This is a genomic window from Modestobacter altitudinis, assembly GCF_005930475.1.
GTDB lineage: Bacteria > Actinomycetota > Actinomycetes > Mycobacteriales > Geodermatophilaceae > Modestobacter > Modestobacter altitudinis.
This window is the reverse complement of record NZ_SJEW01000032.1, coordinates 1-16759: the sequence shown is the minus strand read 5'-3', so window position 1 is coordinate 16759 and position 16759 is coordinate 1. Positions and strand designations below refer to the sequence as shown.

Genomic DNA, 16759 nt, shown 5'->3' with positions numbered 1-16759 from the left:
GTGACGAACGGGGCGTTGACTACTGCACCCCGGGTGTTGTCCCGCGCCGTCTGGCAGGCCACGTCTCCGCCGCGCGTGTGTCGACGCAACCGCCACGCTCCGGCCCCCGTGTCAGGGAGCCGGAGCGGGCCGGCAGTCAGGTGACGCCGCCGTCGGCGGGTGACGCACAGGACCTGTCCCGGGATCTGTGGGAGTCGACCGGTCGGACAGGTGGTGGTCAGCAGCGACCGCCCATGTCCACGCCGCGCGCAGCGAGCCAGGTGATGGGGTTGACCGCGCCGGCGTACATGCCCTTGGTGTTGACCTGGAAGTGCAGGTGCGGCCCGGTGGACTCGCCGCGGTTGCCCACCTCGGCGATGACCTCACCGGCTGACACACGCTGGCCCACGCTGACGAAGTAGTCGTTGATGTGTCCGTACACCGTGACCGACCCGTCGTCGTGCTGGATGTACACGGCCAGCCCGTACCCGGTGGCTGTTCCGGCGCGCACGACACGGCCTGCTGCGGGGGCGTAGATCGGGGTGCCGATCGGAGCCGCGATGTCCACGCCGTTGTGCATGGTGCCCCAGCGCATCTCGAAGCACGTGGTGAACCGGCCACTCGTCGGCGCCACGCCGCCACCGCCGGTCATGGGCTTCACCGATGCCGCCTGAGTCGACGTGCCGTTGGTCGGCTTGGGCGCAGTCGCCTTGGGCGCAGTCGGCGTGGGCGCGGTCGGCTGCTCGGCCGCCTGACGAGCGCGTGCCGCTGCCTGTGCTGCTGCCTTGGCGGATGCAGCCGCCTGTGCCGCCTCCGCAGCCTGCTGCTGCGCCTGCTGGTCCTTCCACGCCTGATAGGCGTTCCGCTGCCCTTGCAGTGCCAGCAGGTTCACCTGGGCGTCCTGCAACTGCTTTTCGTACGTCGCCTTCTGTGTGCTCACACTTTGCACCGCAGCCTGGAACGTGCTGACCTGCGCGTCCGCCGTGGCCTTGGCTTGGGCAGTCTCCTGCGCAGCCTCGTCCTTGTCGGCGACTGCGGCCTTCGCCTGGGAGTCTGCTTCGGCCTGCCGTGTTTGCGCGACCTCCAGTTGGTCGAGAACGGCGGCTCGCTGGTCGCCCAACAGCCCCAGGACGGCGGCCTGCTCCATCAGTTCGGACGGACCCTCGGCGCTGAGCAGGGCGGTGACGCCACTGATCGACCCACCGCGCATGTAGTTCTCGCGTCCAAGTGTGGCCACGTCCGCCTGGGCCGCGGCCACCGCCTCATTGGCAGCCTGCAGTGCCGCTGCCGTCTCGGCGGCCGCCTGCTGGGCTTCCTCCAAGTCCCCCTGCGCGACCAGGTAGGCGTCATTGGCGGCTTCAGCCTGTCCCGTGACGCGCTGCAGGTCTGACTCCGCCGAAGCGACAAGAGCAGCGATCCGGCCGACCTCGTCAGCCGCCGCCTGCTGAGCGGACTGGGCCGAGGCGATGTCGCCGTCGCTCGGGTTGGCCGGCGCCGCGAGCGCCTGGCCCGGAAGGACGCCCACGAACACTGCGATCAGGACAGCGAGGGCAGGCAATGCAGCGACGCCTCGGCCAGTGCCGCGGCGGTGAAGACCACTGGGGGTGCGCCGAACGCGCGAGGCGTGCTCGGCGCTGATGGCACGCGCGTTGTTCGCGGGCACCTGGGTGGTCCCGTGCGTCGTCCGGCGGCGTCCGGCCCACCCGTACATGTCGCTCCTCGAGTCGTTGTGCGTCCGTTCCTACTACCTGCACTAGTAGGAACGGCAGACGCGCGACTTCCTTGAGCGGTCAACTCGGAAAAGGTGGAGAACCTCCTGGGCCCGATTGATCGCGCTGCGAACTCAACCCTTGAAACGGGTTGTGATCGGTTGAACGGCTAGCGTCGATTGTGGCTTGCGCTCCTCGGTCGCATCCGGCGCATGGCGGAGAATGAGACGCGACAAGTCAATCGAGGGGAGCTCGTCTTCAATGCGGTCCTTTCCCGGTGAACGTGGTCGTGTTGGGACCGGGCATGCGTATTCGTTCTTGATTCTCCGCCGCAAGGCCCAACCCAGCCCGAGTACGGACGCCACCCCGAGGGCTGGCTGAAGCGGTGCCCAGATGCTCAATGCCCCGGAAACGCCCAGCGTTGAGACGATCAGCTTGTTGCAGATGGGGCAGCCGACGGCGAACGCGGCCAACAGCCCCCCGCCTGACGCTGACGCAAACCCGTTCCGTGGTGCAGTGTCGCCAGGGCGACGGATGTAGGTCGCTACCACCAAGCCGCCCAGAATGGCGGTGGCCGCCCACACCGGGTAGTTCCACCACAAGACCGGTGTCATGCGGCTGTACAGCGGCGTGGGAACCATCCCTGTTGGTATGCCGACCGCCAGAGCGAACACAACGCCCGCGACGAGTGCGGCGGCGATTCGCCGGGGCGGCCATCCGGCACGCGTTGTCGACGTTGACTTGCTCGAGTGCATCACTTGATGTAGGCGAGAGCGGTCATCATCCCCGCCTCCCCGTGGTAGACGTTGTGGCAGTGGACGAGCCACTGGCCTGGGTTGTCTGCGACCAGGTCCGCCGTGATGGTTTCGCCGGGCAGGACCATCACCGTGTCCTTGCGCGGGCCACGCCCAGTCGCTGAGCGAACCTGAAACGTATGCCCGTGCAGGTGCATGGGATGGAACATCATTGTTGAGTTGGTCATCTTGAGCCGGACGACCTCCCCTGGCCGCACTTGCAGATCCTTGCGATCGCTGTAGACGCGGTCGTTGATCGTCCATTGGTAGTCGGACATGCTGCCGCCGAGCACCAGGTCGTGCGTTCGGTCGGGTCGACGTTCCGCCAGAAAGGCATCGTCGGCTGCTTCGAGCATCAGGGCCCCGGTGACTTGACCGGCCAACTCCCTGGGGTACGTGTCTGCCGTCGGCGCTGCACCACTGCCGGTCCGGATGACTTCCAGCCCGCTCGCGTTCTTCCCTTCCGCCAGCGCAATGAGGGGAAAAGCGCCGTCGGCCAAGGTGACCAGGACGTCGATGCGCTCACCCATGCCGATCAGCACTGCATCGGTGTCGACCGGGCGGACCGGGAAGCCGTCGCTGTGTACGACCGACAGGCGGTGTCCACCCAGGGCGACCCGAAATGCGGTGTCACTGCCCACGTTGATGATGCGCAACCGCAAGCGAGTGCCCGGCGTGAACGTGACGGTGTTCGGTGCCGTCGCCACCCGTCCGTTGATCAGGTAGTACGGGTACTGGACGTCGCCGGCGTCCCCGCCAAGCAGTGGGGACAAGGGCGAGTCGCCGCCCGCACTCATTCCATCCATGTCCATACCACCCATGTCCATGCCACCGGCCTGCAACTCCTTCAACACGGAGTCCGGGGTGCGCCCAGTGCCATCGAGCCAGTCGTCGAGAACGACGACGTGCTCAGCGTCATAGACCAACGGCTCGGCCGGGTCATCCACGATCAGGGGTGCGTAGAGCCCCCGGTCCAGCTGAGTGCCTACGTGTGAGTGGAACATGTACGTGCCGGGGTCAGGAGCCGTGAACTCGTACTTCATCGACCTACCCGCCGCAATGGCCTTCTGGGTGAGCCCCGGGACACCGTCCATGTCGTTGCGCAACGCAATGCCATGCCAGTGCACCGACGTCGGATCGGGAAGCGCGTTGGTGACCGTGGCGACAAGACGGTCGCCGGCAGGTAGACGGACCAGTGGGCCGGGCACGGCTTCTCCATAGGCCCACGTTTCGACGACCGGGCCGCCCAAGTCGATCGACGCTGGTTGGGCGGTCAGGACGACCGGGTGCACCGTGGCCCCCTCACCGGTGCGGCGAGCTTCTGCCGTCTCAACCAAGACATCGGTTGGCTTGATCAGCTGAGCAGCTGCTGGAGTCGCCTGACCCGTGCATGCGGCGAGTCCTGCCAGCCCCAGCGCACCGACCGTTCCACCCAGGAACTGTCGACGGCCCATCAATCGATCGAACCGGATCCCCGGGTTGACGGTATTTCCCGCCGTCGACCGCGAGCCGTCCCTGTGCTTGCTGATCATGGCCCCTCACGTCATGGCGGGCGCCCGCCGTGGAACCACTATGGCCCATAGTAGTCGCCGTGTGAGGGAGAGGTCAGGTGACGACGCAACCCACGATGTTCATGCCAAGCCATCCTGTTGCCAATGGAAGCGCGAGCGCCCCCACGGTCATCGCCGCACAGCCGGCCCAGCGAAGCAGGTGACTGGTCCCTCGCTCGCGCCCGTGCAGGCGATTCATCCGCACTTCGGTCAATCGGTTGGCCATGGCCAGGCCGAGGGGCGGATTCGGGTGTCCCGTGAGCAGCCGCAGAGCCGTCTGCACCGCTTCCGGCCCGCATCGGCGGGCAGCCTGAGCATCCGCGGCCAGCTCTATCAGGTCCTTGGTGGCGGCCGGAGCCGCGCGCAGCAGAGGGCACCACGGCAACGCGGCGGCCATCGTCTCCACGACGGACACCAAGACGTGATGGTGACCGCGAAGGTGAGCACGCTCGTGCTCCAGCGTCGCCTCCACCGCGTCAGGCGGCAGTTGCCGGCGGAGCCCCTCTGTCATGAGGATCAGCCCGGGTCGGCCCCCGATGGACATGGCCATGGCCCGGTCGTCGTCCACCCACAGCGGTGCATCGGAGGGGGCGCCGGCCGCGAGAAGCAGAAGCTGCCTCACGTGTGGCGCCTGCTGGCTGCGCAGCCGTAGTCGAGCCGCCGTGACAAACGACAGGCGCGTCACGATGATCAGCGTCAGGGCGACGCTGATCGCAGCGAACGCCTGTCGCCAGCCGGGCATGGTTCCAGCGGCGACTGCCGTCCAGCACCCCCCAGCCAGACGGAAGAACCCCGTCGCGGGATGGTCGTCGGCTGGAAGCGCCAGCAGGCCGATCATCGCGACGGTGGAGCCAACCAGTCCTACGGTCAGCAGGACCCATCCGGTGAGCAGTACGGTCGGATCAACGCGCCGGTCGGCGAGCCACAGCAGCGGTCGGTGCCCGTAGAGACCGACGATGCCGGCGCCAAGCAGGAGAGTGAGGACGCCGGTCACGACTCGGCGGCTCGTCGGGACAGGACGTCGCGGAGCAGGTCGGACTCTTCATCGGTCGCGGTCTCCGCGAAGTGCAACAGCACCGACCTCGGGTCGTCCGAAGCGTCGAGGATCTCGCGGAGGGACGCGGCAGCAGCTCCCTGCCGCGTCACCGTGGGTCGATAGCTGAACGCCCGCCCTACCGGCTCTCGTTCGACCATGCCCTTGCGCAGCAGGTTGCCCAGCACCGTCATGACCGTCGTGTAGGCGAGGTTGCGCTGCGGCGGCATCTTCTCAAGGACTTCGCGCACCGTCAGCGATGCGTCGGTGGACCACAAGACGTCCATCACGGCGGCTTCCAGTTTGCCCAAACGGGGCATTGCCGCTCCTCGCCTTCAAGCCAGCATGGGTCTGCTCGACCGTGACCGATCGACGTCGCGCGCCGCATCACGGCGTACGCGTGGATGTTATGGCATCGAGTAGTAGATCCAATGCGCGCCGGGCCCCATGCATCCCCCGTCCGAGGAGAGCGGTCCCTCGGTTCAGGGCGCTCGGCTACGCCGCATCACGGGGGTGGATGTCGCCCGGTTGCCTCTTGGTGGTCCGATGGCCGGTGCCCTTGCGTACATCGCTCACCGTCAGGCAGCCCCTCAGCCGGCAGGCGGCGCGGTGGTCAACTGCTCCAGCAGGTCCCGCAGTTCATCGGGGGACATCTGGCCGATCTGCCTGGCGATGACGCGGCCGGCTGAATCTATGGCCAAGGTGATCGGCAGACCGGGAAGGCCGAGGTCGGCGAGGAGCTCTCCCTTCGCGTCCACGGCCTGCGCATAGGTGACGCCCGTGGTGGACAGGAAGTCGGCCGCTGATCCCGTGTCGTCCCGTGTGTTGATACCGAGGAACCGGATCGCCTCGCCGCGTTCGCCGAACGCCTGGGCGAGCAGTGGCATCTCCTCCCGGCAAGGCCCGCACCACGTTGCCCACAGGTTGATCAGGGTCGGCCGCCCGGTCAGTGCCCCGACCTGAACGGTCGGGCCGTTCCCCAGGCAGGGCAGGGACAGGTCCGGCAGCCCCCCGTCCTCGAAGGCGACACCGCTGGCCCCCGCCTGCTCGCAGTCGGCCACCGTGATCGCCGCCGTCGACGACGTACTACCCGCGGGCGAGGAGGTCGGCGCTGGAGCGGAGCAAGCCGACGCCGCCACGACCGTCACGCAAGCCGAGGCGATCATGCGCAGCGCCCGTGAGTTCGGTCGCGGAGGCGTCGCTCGTCCTGCTCCCGCCCCGGGGCTGCGCCGCATGACAGCAAACTACTACCAGGCATAGGACAACAGCGCACTGACGTGGAGACACGGGCTGGTCATCCCGCTGCGCCCCCGATAGCGTGCCGTTGCTGCGGTGCTCGGGAAGCCGGTGCAAGACCGGCGCGGCCCTCGCCACTGTGAGCAGGTGTACCGCGTTCAGCACGTCACTGGGTTCAGCACCTGGGAAGACGGACGTGGCGCCGGCCAGGCCGGCACCTGTGAGTCAGGAGACCGGCTGCGGCGTACGCCCTGTCCACGAGGTGTTGGAAGAGGACTTCCGTGACGTCAATGTCCGGTTCTGTGGCATCCGTCCGCGACAACCGGCGGACCCTGATCGTCGTCTTCAGCACCATCGTGCTCATGACCGTCGCTGGTTGGGCGATACTGCTGCTGGTCCTGGCTCCGCGACAACTCGCCGTCGGCGGCTCGGTACTCGGCTTCGGCCTCGGTCTCACCGCCTATGTCCTGGGCGCCAGGCACGCCTTCGATGCCGACCACATCGCCGCGATCGACAACACCACCCGCAATCTCCTGGTCGAGGGGCGACGATCGGTCTCCGTCGGATTCTGGTTCGCCTTGGGACACTCGGCGATGGTCGGTTTGCTGTCTGCACTCGTCGGTTTCGGCGCCCATGTGTCGGCCACCTTGCTGAGCGAGGAGTCCAATACTCGACAAGTGCTCGGCTCCCTCGGGACGGCCGCGTCGGGTCTCTTCCTCTTCGCCGTCGGCGTGCTGAACCTGTTCGGTCTGCGGGCCATCTGGCGCGTTCTCCGTTCCGCCAAGAGTGGTGCCCTGGAGGACGGTCAATTGGACGACGCGTTGGCGACCCGTGGCCTGGTGGCCCGGTTCTTCAAAGCCCAGTCGATTCGTCGGCCGTGGCACATGCTCCTCGTCGGCATGCTCTTCGGTCTCGGATTCGACACGGCCTCGGAGATCGCCCTGCTCGTCCTCGCCGGCTCGGGCGCCGCCTCCGGCCTGCCCTGGTACGGGATCCTCGTCCTGCCGTTGCTGTTCGCGGCGGGCATGACGCTGTTCGACACGCTCGATGGACTCTTCATGTCCACCGCCTACCAGTGGGCACTGGCCAAGCCGATGCGCAAGCTGTACTACAACCTGACCATGACCGGGCTGTCGGTTGCGGTCGCGCTGCTGATCGGAACGATCGAACTGGTGGGGGCCGTGCACACCAACGCCGGCTTGACTGACCCCGTCTCCGGCTGGATCTCGTCGCTGCGTCTCGACCACGTCGGCTACTTCGTGGCTGGGCTGTTCGTCCTGGTGTGGGCCGGCGCACTCGTGTACTGGCGCATCGCCGGGGGTGACCGGCCGGTGAGGGCCGCCGTGCGCGACCAACGCCGAGAGCGAGCGGAGCAGCAGCTCCTCGGATGACCAGTACTCGCCTGCCACTGAGGGACGACCACGCCATGAGGTCGATACGAGCGCTGGCCAGCTTCGCCGTCGCAGACCCCCCGGCACCGCTGCCGCGGCGCCAGTTGCGGACGAGTCGCATTGGCGGCTGGGTCGCGGTGACCGTCGGCCTCCCTGCGCGTACTCAGTCGCGTGAACTTCACCGCGGTCCGGCGTCGACTGGCTGCCCCGGCGCAACAGCGAGGCGCACGCCCGTCCGCTGAGCGCAGCTCGAGCTCGGCTACGCCGTCGTGGGCGATCCGCCGGCCTGAAGTTGGGGTGACAGTGAGGCGACGCGGCGGGATGACGCCCCGACGCCATCGACGAGTCAGTGTCAGCCCGCCGTCTTTGAGCACCCGGGCACCAGTGCCCGTGACAAGAACGCGGTCGCGGACTGACTACGTGACCCGGGTCAGCGCGGGCTCGAGCGGTTCCTCGAGAGGTCGGCGCAGCCAGGAGATGAGGCATGACGCCGGACAGCTGCAAGACGTCGTCGAGGGCACCCCGCGCGGGACGGGTGGGGCGGGAAGTCTCTCGTCGTTACCCGATCGTGACAACTACTCCTCTTCGTAGTACGGTCGCCCAGGCCTCGCCGAGCCACGCTCCTCCATTCGAGGACCTCGGTCAGGCTCCGTCGAACCGTCTGCCACTGCTGGTGACAGACGGACCGGGGACCCACTTCCCTCTGGGGTGAGTCCGGCGTGCTCGCTGAGCCGCTGGTAGGGCGCCTTCCTGCCCGAACCCGTCAGCTAACTCGGTAGACGGCGAGGAGGAATGGAGCACGTCGCCTTGGCGACCTCGCAGACAGAGCGCACGCCTGATCGACCCCTGATCGAAGAAGCGCACGGTGCAACTGCCCCGAGCAGCCGCCGCCGTACCCGCGGCTCACGTTCCATGCTGATGACACTTCTCGGCGTCGGGGCCAGCGTCGTCCTGAGTGCCACGACGACGACGGCGGCCGCAGCGCCCCCCGATCCGTCGGACGAGGAGATCAGCGCCGCACAGTCCGCCCAGGACGCCGCCGCCGCGGAGATCCAACGGATCGAGCGACTGGTCAGCGCTGCCGCCGACGACCTGGAGCGCGTCACCGTGGAAGCCGAGGGCGCCGCCGACGCGGCTCTGGTTGCCCAAGCCGAACTGGCTGCCGCTCAACAGCGGGCCGCCTCTGCCGCCGAGGAACTGCAGGCGGCCAGCGCTGCGGTGGCATCCACACAGACCGATGTCGCCACCCTCGGCCGCAAGACATACATGGACGGCGACACGTACGGTGCTGCGGTACTGCTGAGCGCCGACGACCCGGATGACCTCCTGCAACGCGCCGCCACGCTCGAGCGGCTCGGCGATGCGCGCGGTGAGCAACTCGACCAGCTGGAGGTAGTCCAGGACCAGCAGGCGCAGGCGGACCGAGTCGCCCAGGAAACGGTCGCACAACGGGACGCTGCTGCCGGTGCAGCAGCTGAGACCGAGGCCGCTGCCAACACCAAGATGGCGGCTTCCCGACAGGCGTACGACGTGGTGACGGCGCAGAAGACGGAGTTGGAGGAACAGCTCCGCGAGGCCGAGGTCCAACTCCTGGCTCTGCAGGGTGCCCGTGACGCACGGGTGGCATGGGAGGAGCAGCAGCAAGCTCAAGCCGCTGCCGAGGCCGCACAGGCCAGCGCCGCGGCCGGCGCCAACGCGGCGGCAGCGGCGAGCGCTCGCCAGGGCTCGGGCGCGGGAGTCGCCCCGACGAGTGGCCGGGTGACCTCCTGCTACGGAGCCCGATGGGGGACCATGCACTACGGCGTCGACATCGCCAACGTGATCGGAACGCCGATCTATGCTCCGGCAGGCGGTCGGGTGCTGCAGGCGGGGCCCGCGACCGGCTTCGGTCTGGCCGTCTACCTGCAGCACGCTGACGGCTCGATCACCGTGTACGGCCACATCAGCCGGTACCTGGTGCAGGCGGGTCAGCAGGTGGCCGCGGGCCAGCAGATCGCCGAAGTCGGGAACACCGGTCAGTCGACCGGGCCGCACCTTCACTTCGAGGTGCACACCGGCGGGCTGTACCAGAACCGCGTCAACCCTGTTCCGTGGCTCGCTGCCCGCGGCGTGTCGCTCGGGGGCAGTTGCACCTGACCGGTCCGGCGCGCAGGGAGTCGTCCAGAGGAGTTCTGGACGGCTCCCTGCCCGCTGGCGCGCGCTGCCTATGGGCTCTTCCCCTCCGGCGTGCCCGCGGCCGCCATGCGCGATGGTGGTCGGCGTGACAGATGCCGGCGTCCCCACCACACGGCGCTCCCGGTTACAGCCACAGCAAGCCCGATCAGCGTCCACGCCCACCCTCCGAGGTCACGTGTCCAGGCATCGAAACCGCTGGCGGACGCTCCGAGGCTGACGTACAAAAGGGAACCCGGGAGCATGCCCACCGCAGTTCCCAGCAGATAGGGCGCAAGGCGGACGCCGCTCGCCCCGGCGGCGTAGCTGACCACTGCGAACGGGGGCGCCGGCAACAACCGAGCCACCAGAACCGTGCTGAAGGCGCGATGGGTGAGGAACCGGTCCACACGAGGCCAGCGAGAACTGATCAGTCGCGCGACGGCTGCGCGTCCCAACCATCGGCTGATCCCGAACCCGAACAGTGCCCCCAGCAGTCCGCCGACCAGGACGAGCCCCAGCCCTGCACTGAAGCCGGCCGCAGCGCCGGCGAGGGCGGACAGAGCGGACCGGGGCGTCGGGACCGATAGCGCCAGTGCCAGCATCCCCAAGACGACCAGCCAGCCGACCGAGCCGGAAGTGTTGAGCCGCGTCCTCATGGCCCCGACGTCCGGGACCCCCACGGTCATGGCGGTCCAGACGCCGGCACAGATCAACAAGCTCAGTAGTGCCAGCCGAGGCCACGTGCGGTGAGCCTTCCGGTCCGTGGCTTCCTCTTCTGGGGAGGGGCGAGCTCGATCAGCCGAGCTCAGCGAGCAATCCGTCGCTTCCGTCGAACTGCGCCGGAACAGGTGCCGCCACCGGGCCTCCCCAGTTGACGACCTGCAGGTCGGAGTCATCAGGTCGTTCCCTCCGGGTCCACGCTGACGTCGGTCTCGGGGCACCTGTTGAGACGCATCCGACGCCTCGGTCGATGGCGCACACGTGTACGCCCTGCTCCGCCTGCCCGACCGAGGGGTCGATTCAGCGTCGGTCCAGGCCGACTTTCCACACTCGGAACGCAACTGTGGGAAGTCGGGCAGCCCGCGAGCCTGCTGACGGTGACCGGTCGTTCCCACAGCTCGGCGCACCTCGCGTCCTGCGGTGGAGCCTGACAGCTGGAACACCCTTGTTCATCATCCGCGATCACAGTCGTCGCGTGCCGCGGACCAGGGCCGTTCAACTCGCAGCAGTGAGGTGGTGGCCAACCCGCGCCGCCGCTGCCCAGTCGCGCTGGAGCAGAGAATTCGACACACTCCCCGGCGTGGACGTGCGCCGCGACCTGATGCGCGCTGTCGCCGGCCAACTCGGCAAGCCTCACGGCATCGCTGGCCGGGCTCTCGCCAGGGTGCTCAACAAGACCAACCTCGAGCCGATGCGCGCAGCCGTGGACGCGCTCGAGGTCGGCGCTGGCTCGACGGTCGCCGATCTCGGCTTCGGTGGTGGTGCCGGGCTCGCGCTGTTGCTGGAGCGAGTAGGTCCGCAGGGGCGGGTGCTCGGGCTCGACCTGTCCCCGGACATGGTCAGTGCAGCGGGCCGACGATTCCGGCGGGACGTGGCAGCCGGTCGGTTGTTGCTGCATGCTGCCGGCCTCGAAGCGATGCCCATCCAGACGGCGTCGCTCGATGCCGCGATCACCGTGAACACCATCTACTTCGTGACCGACCTGGACGGCGTCCTCCGCGAATGCGTCCGCGTGCTCAAGCCCGGCGGTCGATTCGTGGTCGGACTCGGTGACCCGGCGGCGATGAGCCACATGCCCTTCACGCCCTTCGGCTTCAAGCTCCGTCCACTCAGTGAGGTGCAGACGGCGCTGGTGACCGCGGGTCTGCCTGCCATCGACCACCGCCGGGTCGGAACAGGGCAGCGTGCGTTCCATGTGTTGGTGACCCGGAGGGTGGCGTAGCGCCACGCCGCCGCCCTCGGACGTCGGCGTCAGATGCCGCTCCTGTGACGACGGCGGTCGGCGGCACCGCGGCTGCGCAGCAGGCGGAGCAGCGGGGCCGCCAGGAGGAGCACTGCAGCGGAAGCCAGGACCGGTGCATCCCCGGTGCTGGCGTACGGCGTGAGTCCGATGCGCAGCGGGATCGTGGCGATCAGGACCTCTGGGCTGCTGAGGCCACCCTCGGCGACGATCTGCCCGTCAGGCTCGACGATGGCCGTGTAGCCCGTCGGTGCAGCCTGCAGGACGGCGCGGTCGGTCTCGAGCGCGCGCATCCGCGCAGCGGCCACCTCGGTCGCCGGTACCTCCTCGGTCGTGTAGGACGCGGCGTTGGTCGGCACGAGGAGGACCTGCGCGCCGGCGGTCACCGCTGCCCGGGTGCGGTCGGCGAAGAAGACCTCGTAGGAGATCACCACGCCGAGGGGACCGGCCGGCGTGGCAAGCAGTCCTGGACCACCTCCCGGGATCGCGTCGCGCGGTACGAGGGAGGTCATGTCGGTCAGCCGCTCGAAGAGACTCCGGCCCGGGATGTACTCCCCGAAGGGCACCCGGTGGACCTTCTCGTACCGGTCGACGATTCGGCCCGCGGGGTCCCAGGCCACGGCAGCGTTCCGGAAGCCGGTTCCGTAGGACTCGCTGAGGCCGGCAACGACGGTCGCCCCAGTGCGGACGGCGAGTCCGGCGACTCGTTCCGCCTCCCGGGTCCGGGCGACCGGCCCGGACACGGCGATGCTGCTCTCCGGCCACAGCACGAGGTCCAGTCCGGCCGGGAGGTCATCGCTTTGCTGGAACTGCCGCTCGGTGACGGCGTCGGCGTCACTCGCGACGGCGGGGATGCCGCGCGGACCACCACCCTGGACCAGGGCCACCCGTAGCCGCCCAACGGCGGCGCTGTCCGGCTGTGCGAGCAGTAGCCCGGCGGTGCTCCCGGCCACGAGTGCTCCCACGACGAACAGCGCCCGCGGTCGTCGGCCTCCGGCGGCGACCCCGGTCACAGCCGCGCCCGCTGCTGCGGCCAGTCCGAGCACCAGCAGTGCGCCGCCGAGTGGTGCCGCTGCGGTGAAGGGGCCGTCGAGCTGCCCGAGGGCCATCCCGGGGATCGGAAAGCCGCCGAAGGGGAACCGGGCCCGGAGTGCCTCCAGGACGACGAGCGCCGCTGGAACGGTCCACCAGCGGGCTGGGCGGGGATCGACCAGGAGCATGGCCGCGGCGAAGAGCACCACTTCGATGACCAGGACCGCGGCGAAGCCGGCGGGATGGAAGCCGGTGAGCCAGCTGAGCGTGAGAGCGAAGAAGGCAAGACCCGCAACCGCCCCCTGGACGGCCCGTTCACGCCATGGGGTGTGCAGCAGCGCCCAGGTGAGGAGCGCCGTGCCGACCGGCAGGAGGTACCAGATCGACCTCGGTGGCATCCCGGCGGCGAGCAGTGCGCCTGATGCCGCCGCCCCCAACAGGCGGACCGTGCCTGGTCGCCACCGGCTGCCCCGGGAGGTCTCGGGGGCTCTCCCGGTCGCTCCTCCGGACTCGTCAGCCGAGGCCCAGCATCCGGTTGCCATGGGGACGTCCGTCATCGCCGCGGCTCGTTGGCGCCGACGGGGTCGCCCGGCAGAGGAGGCAGACGGTGGACCGCGGCAGTGACTGACGCCAGGTCCGGGATGACCCGGATCGCGGCAACTGCGCGTCGCCTGGCGGGGAACGTCGGGGGAAGCGGGCGCACGCCTCACAGTAGGCAGGCTGTCTACTATGTAAGTTAGTTAGTAGTTGCAGGCGGCGCAGTTGCTCGTGGAGAGTCGAGGTGGTGGCGGTGTCGGCCAAGTCGCGTACCAGCAAAGCTGCACAGCCCAAGCGCCCCGCACATCAGGCCAAGCCGCAAGGGGGCACCAGCGCTGGGCGGGGGAGGCAGGTCAACCGGGCGATGCCGGCGGCTGGCGGGCCCTCCGGTAGCGCGCCAGTCGCTCGTTCCCAGCGGCACGGCCAGCCCGAGCCGCCGCTGCAGGCCTTTCGGGCCCCCGTCCCACCGGCGCGCCCCTTTCCTCCACCTGGGCGCTCCGCCGCGCCCGGCCGACGGCATGTCCAGGTGGGTCCTGCCCCCATACGTCGACCGACGGACGTCTCAGAGGCGGTGCGTCCCTCGCAGCAGCCAGCGGCACGGTTGGGGCCGTCCTCAGCGCCGGCGCTCATCGGTTCCACCGCGCCACGCGCGGACGGCGCCGAGAGAGCGGTGACCGCGACCGTGGCGCAGCCACCATCGGCCGAGCCGACACGGGCACCGGTGCTGACCGCTGACATGCCCACCGGTCCTGTCCAGGTCATGTCCTGGAACTGCTCGCAGCTCGACGAGCTGAGCCCTCAGGGGCTGGGGCTGACCTACTGGTTCGACGCCGCGCCGAGCGGCCGTCCTTATCCGGTGACGGTTCGGTTCACCGGCCGGCGCGTGTCCGGTGCTGATCCTGGGAGAGGATCGGAGACCTTCGAGACCCTCCGCACCATCCCGCGGGTGCTCCCCGGCAGTGGGCTGATAGCGATGACCACCCGCGTGTCGGGGGTCGCACCGGGGGAGTGGGCCGTGACGGCGGCGCCCGTCGTCCTGCTGGAACCGGATGGCACTCGGCAGGCCGAGCCACCGGTCCCGCTGCCCAGGGGCGAGTCGACGGGGACGACTGCGTTCCTCCCGGTGGCCAAGGTGCGCGCACCAGGCGTGCGGATCGGCGCCTGGCCGGGTCTCGTGGGCCTCGGCTTCCTGCTGGCTCTGGTGCTGCAGTGGGTGCTGGGCACGCAGCGGGACCTGCCGGTCGGCCGGATGCTCCTGGTGTCCTTGCTGGCCTCGGCCGTGGGCCTCGCGGGTGCGAAGGTCTACTACCTGCTCACCCACCGGGAGGACAAGGGCGGGACGCTGCGGGCCGGCATGTCGATCCAGGGCTTCGTCATCGCCATGATCGCCCTCCTCCTGGGCGGCGCTTGGGCGACCGGCATCCCGTTGGGGCCCTTGTTCGACGTCACCGCACCCGGCCTGCTCGTCGGGCTCACCGTGGGAAGGCTTGGCTGCTTCTTCGGCGGCTGCTGCGTCGGCCTGCCCACAGCGTCGCGGTGGGGGATCTGGTCCTCCGACCGCGGCGTCGGCGTCAGGCGCATCCCGGTGCAGCTGTTCGAGTCGACACTCGCGGGCATGCTGGCGGGGGCGACGCTGCTCGCCGTCGTCCTCGTCAACCCTCCGGTGGACGGACTGTTCTTCCTCGCCGGCCTGTCGGCGTACACCTTCGGGCGTCAACTGCTGTTCCCGCTGCGGGGCATCCCCCGCAAGACCACGCACGGTCGGGTGGCGACGATGATCGTCACCGGCCTGGTGCTCGTGGGATCCGTGCTCGCCCTGATCTTGGGTTGATCATGCTGGCCAAGGCTCTTCGCCCGCGACATTGGCCGGCGCCTCTTCCCCGTCCAACGGCTGCACCCGTATCGACTGCGCGCGGGCCCGCGCAGGGTGAGAGCGATCAATGCGCCCTCGACGAAGGCGGCTGCGGCGATGTCCGCGGCGTCGGCCAGCTCGCCAACGCCGGTGGCCAAGCAACGCCATCTGTCCCATGGCTGATCTCCGGACCTCGGCAGCCGGGCGCTTGGCGAGGACAACCTTCAACGACGCGACCGACCGGGCCCAGGCCGACGGGGATTCACACAGCCCCGTCGGAGGTGGCCACCCCGACCGTTAGCGGGTGGCCTCTGCGACCTGGGGAGGGCGCCGGCCCTGCCCAGGTCGCGGGGGTGGGCGAGCCGCCAGCCGGACGACACCGTCCGCTGGCGGGAATCGCCGGCCGACGCCCCACTCACCCGTCGACACAGCCCGCACTGAGGAGGCAGAGTCCGGCCATGCACCCTGCGCAGCAGACCGTCGGGGATGGGCCCACCGGTGGAACGGTCCGCACCGACGAGGTCGTGGTGCTGGACGGGCTCACCAAGCGCTACGGGACCCGCACCGTCGTCGACGACCTGTCCCTCACGGTCCGTCGCGGGGAGGTGTACGGCTTCCTCGGCCCGAACGGCGCCGGCAAGACGACGACCCTGCGGGCCCTGCTGGGGCTGATCCGCCCGACCAGCGGCACCGCGACGGTGCTCGACCGGCCGGCGGGCTCGTCGGCGGTCCGGGTCGGCGCGCTCATCGAGGGCCCCGGCTTCTACCCCTACCTCTCCGGCCGGGACAACCTCCGCGTCCTGGCCCGCTACGCCGGGGCCCCGCCCGGCCGGGTCGACCTGGTGCTGGGCACGGTCGCCCTCACCGACCGGGCCGGCGACCGGTACAGCACCTACTCGCTGGGCATGAAGCAGCGCCTCGGGGTGGCCGCGGCGCTGCTCAAGGACCCCGAGCTGGTGATCCTCGACGAGCCCACCAACGGGCTGGACCCCGCCGGCATCACCGACATGCGTGCCCTGCTGCGCCGGCTGTCGGCCGACGGCTGCACCGTCGTGCTGTCCAGCCACCTCCTCGGCGAGGTCGAGCAGGTCTGCGACCGGGTGGCGGTGATCTCCACCGGGCGCCTGGTCGTGGAGAGCAGCGTCGGTGACCTGCTCGGGCTGCGCCGGCTGGTGGTGGAGGCCGAGCCGCTGGAGCAGGCCGCCACGGTCACGGCCGGGCTGCTGGGCGCCGAGCGGGTGTCGGTGGAGGACGGCGTCCTCGTCGTCCAGGCCGGACCGGAGGACGCCGCGCGGATCAACCGCGCGCTGGTCCTCGCCGACGTCGACGTGACCGGGCTGCGCCAGGAGGTGCAGACCCTCGAGGAGGTCTTCCTGCAGATGACCGGGTCCGAGCTCGAGAGTGACGTCCGATGAGCACGGCGACCGAGACCCGGACACCGGAGCGCGGGGCCCCGTCGGCCCGGACCCGGACCGTGGGGTCGCTCGGGGCGATCGTCTCGGCGGAGCTGCTCAAGCTGCTGCGGCGCCCGG

At 69.6% G+C, this 16759-nt stretch carries 12 protein-coding genes and 2 riboswitches; of the genes, 5 read left to right on the top strand and 7 right to left on the bottom strand.

The window, feature by feature from the left end:
* Positions 1-217: 217 nt before the first annotated feature.
* The 5 genes from FHL79_RS13380 to FHL79_RS13355 form a co-directional block, all read right to left on the bottom strand.
* Entirely contained in the window at positions 218-1510 is a 1293-nt protein-coding gene (locus FHL79_RS13380) for a peptidoglycan DD-metalloendopeptidase family protein (protein WP_171058156.1), read from the bottom strand.
* Between the two features lie 932 nt (positions 1511-2442).
* A complete protein-coding gene (locus FHL79_RS13370; protein WP_246080751.1) occupies positions 2443-4014 on the bottom strand; it encodes a multicopper oxidase family protein in 1572 nt (523 codons plus the stop codon).
* A 73-nt stretch (positions 4015-4087) separates the two neighbouring features.
* Entirely contained in the window at positions 4088-5026 is a 939-nt protein-coding gene (locus tag FHL79_RS13365) for a M56 family metallopeptidase (protein ID WP_138759085.1), read from the bottom strand.
* Positions 5023-5385, bottom strand: coding sequence for a BlaI/MecI/CopY family transcriptional regulator (locus tag FHL79_RS13360; RefSeq protein ID WP_138759084.1), 363 nt, complete (start codon positions 5383-5385; stop codon positions 5023-5025). The genes FHL79_RS13365 and FHL79_RS13360 overlap by 4 nt, the downstream gene beginning before the upstream one ends.
* Before the next feature lie 270 nt (positions 5386-5655).
* Positions 5656-6213 (bottom strand): TlpA family protein disulfide reductase, encoded by a 558-nt coding sequence (locus FHL79_RS13355; protein WP_171058155.1) that lies wholly within the window; start codon positions 6211-6213, stop codon positions 5656-5658.
* Positions 6214-6378: 165 nt separating this feature from the next.
* Positions 6379-6557, top strand: a riboswitch (cobalamin riboswitch).
* Positions 6558-6603: 46 nt separating this feature from the next.
* On the opposite strand from FHL79_RS13355, the gene FHL79_RS13350 reads away from it, so the two are divergent.
* Positions 6604-7692, top strand: coding sequence for a HoxN/HupN/NixA family nickel/cobalt transporter (locus FHL79_RS13350; protein WP_246080749.1), 1089 nt, complete (start codon positions 6604-6606; stop codon positions 7690-7692).
* Between the two features lie 644 nt (positions 7693-8336).
* A riboswitch (cyclic di-AMP (ydaO/yuaA leader) is annotated at positions 8337-8489 on the top strand.
* On the top strand, positions 8485-9828 hold the full coding sequence (locus tag FHL79_RS13345) for a M23 family metallopeptidase (protein ID WP_246080747.1): 1344 nt from the start codon (positions 8485-8487) through the stop codon (positions 9826-9828). Its footprint overlaps the riboswitch before it by 5 nt.
* A gap of 68 nt (positions 9829-9896) precedes the next feature.
* On the opposite strand, the gene FHL79_RS26500 is transcribed toward FHL79_RS13345, so the two are convergent.
* A complete protein-coding gene (locus FHL79_RS26500; RefSeq protein WP_369333695.1) occupies positions 9897-10448 on the bottom strand; it encodes a TVP38/TMEM64 family protein in 552 nt (183 codons plus the stop codon).
* A 698-nt stretch (positions 10449-11146) separates the two neighbouring features.
* Here FHL79_RS26500 and FHL79_RS13335 point away from each other — a divergent pair.
* A complete protein-coding gene (locus FHL79_RS13335; protein WP_218938458.1) occupies positions 11147-11788 on the top strand; it encodes a class I SAM-dependent methyltransferase in 642 nt (213 codons plus the stop codon).
* A 29-nt stretch (positions 11789-11817) separates the two neighbouring features.
* On the opposite strand, the gene lnt is transcribed toward FHL79_RS13335, so the two are convergent.
* Positions 11818-13275 (bottom strand): apolipoprotein N-acyltransferase, encoded by a 1458-nt coding sequence (gene lnt, locus FHL79_RS13330; RefSeq protein ID WP_246080745.1) that lies wholly within the window; start codon positions 13273-13275, stop codon positions 11818-11820.
* A gap of 836 nt (positions 13276-14111) precedes the next feature.
* Between lnt and FHL79_RS13325 the strand changes: the two genes are divergently transcribed.
* Together FHL79_RS13325 and FHL79_RS13315 are read left to right on the top strand one after the other, a co-directional pair.
* On the top strand, positions 14112-15206 hold the full coding sequence (locus FHL79_RS13325; RefSeq protein ID WP_138759079.1) for a prolipoprotein diacylglyceryl transferase: 1095 nt from the start codon (positions 14112-14114) through the stop codon (positions 15204-15206).
* Between the two features lie 479 nt (positions 15207-15685).
* Positions 15686-16642, top strand: coding sequence for an ABC transporter ATP-binding protein (locus FHL79_RS13315; RefSeq protein ID WP_138759078.1), 957 nt, complete (start codon positions 15686-15688; stop codon positions 16640-16642).
* Positions 16643-16759 lie beyond the last annotated feature (117 nt).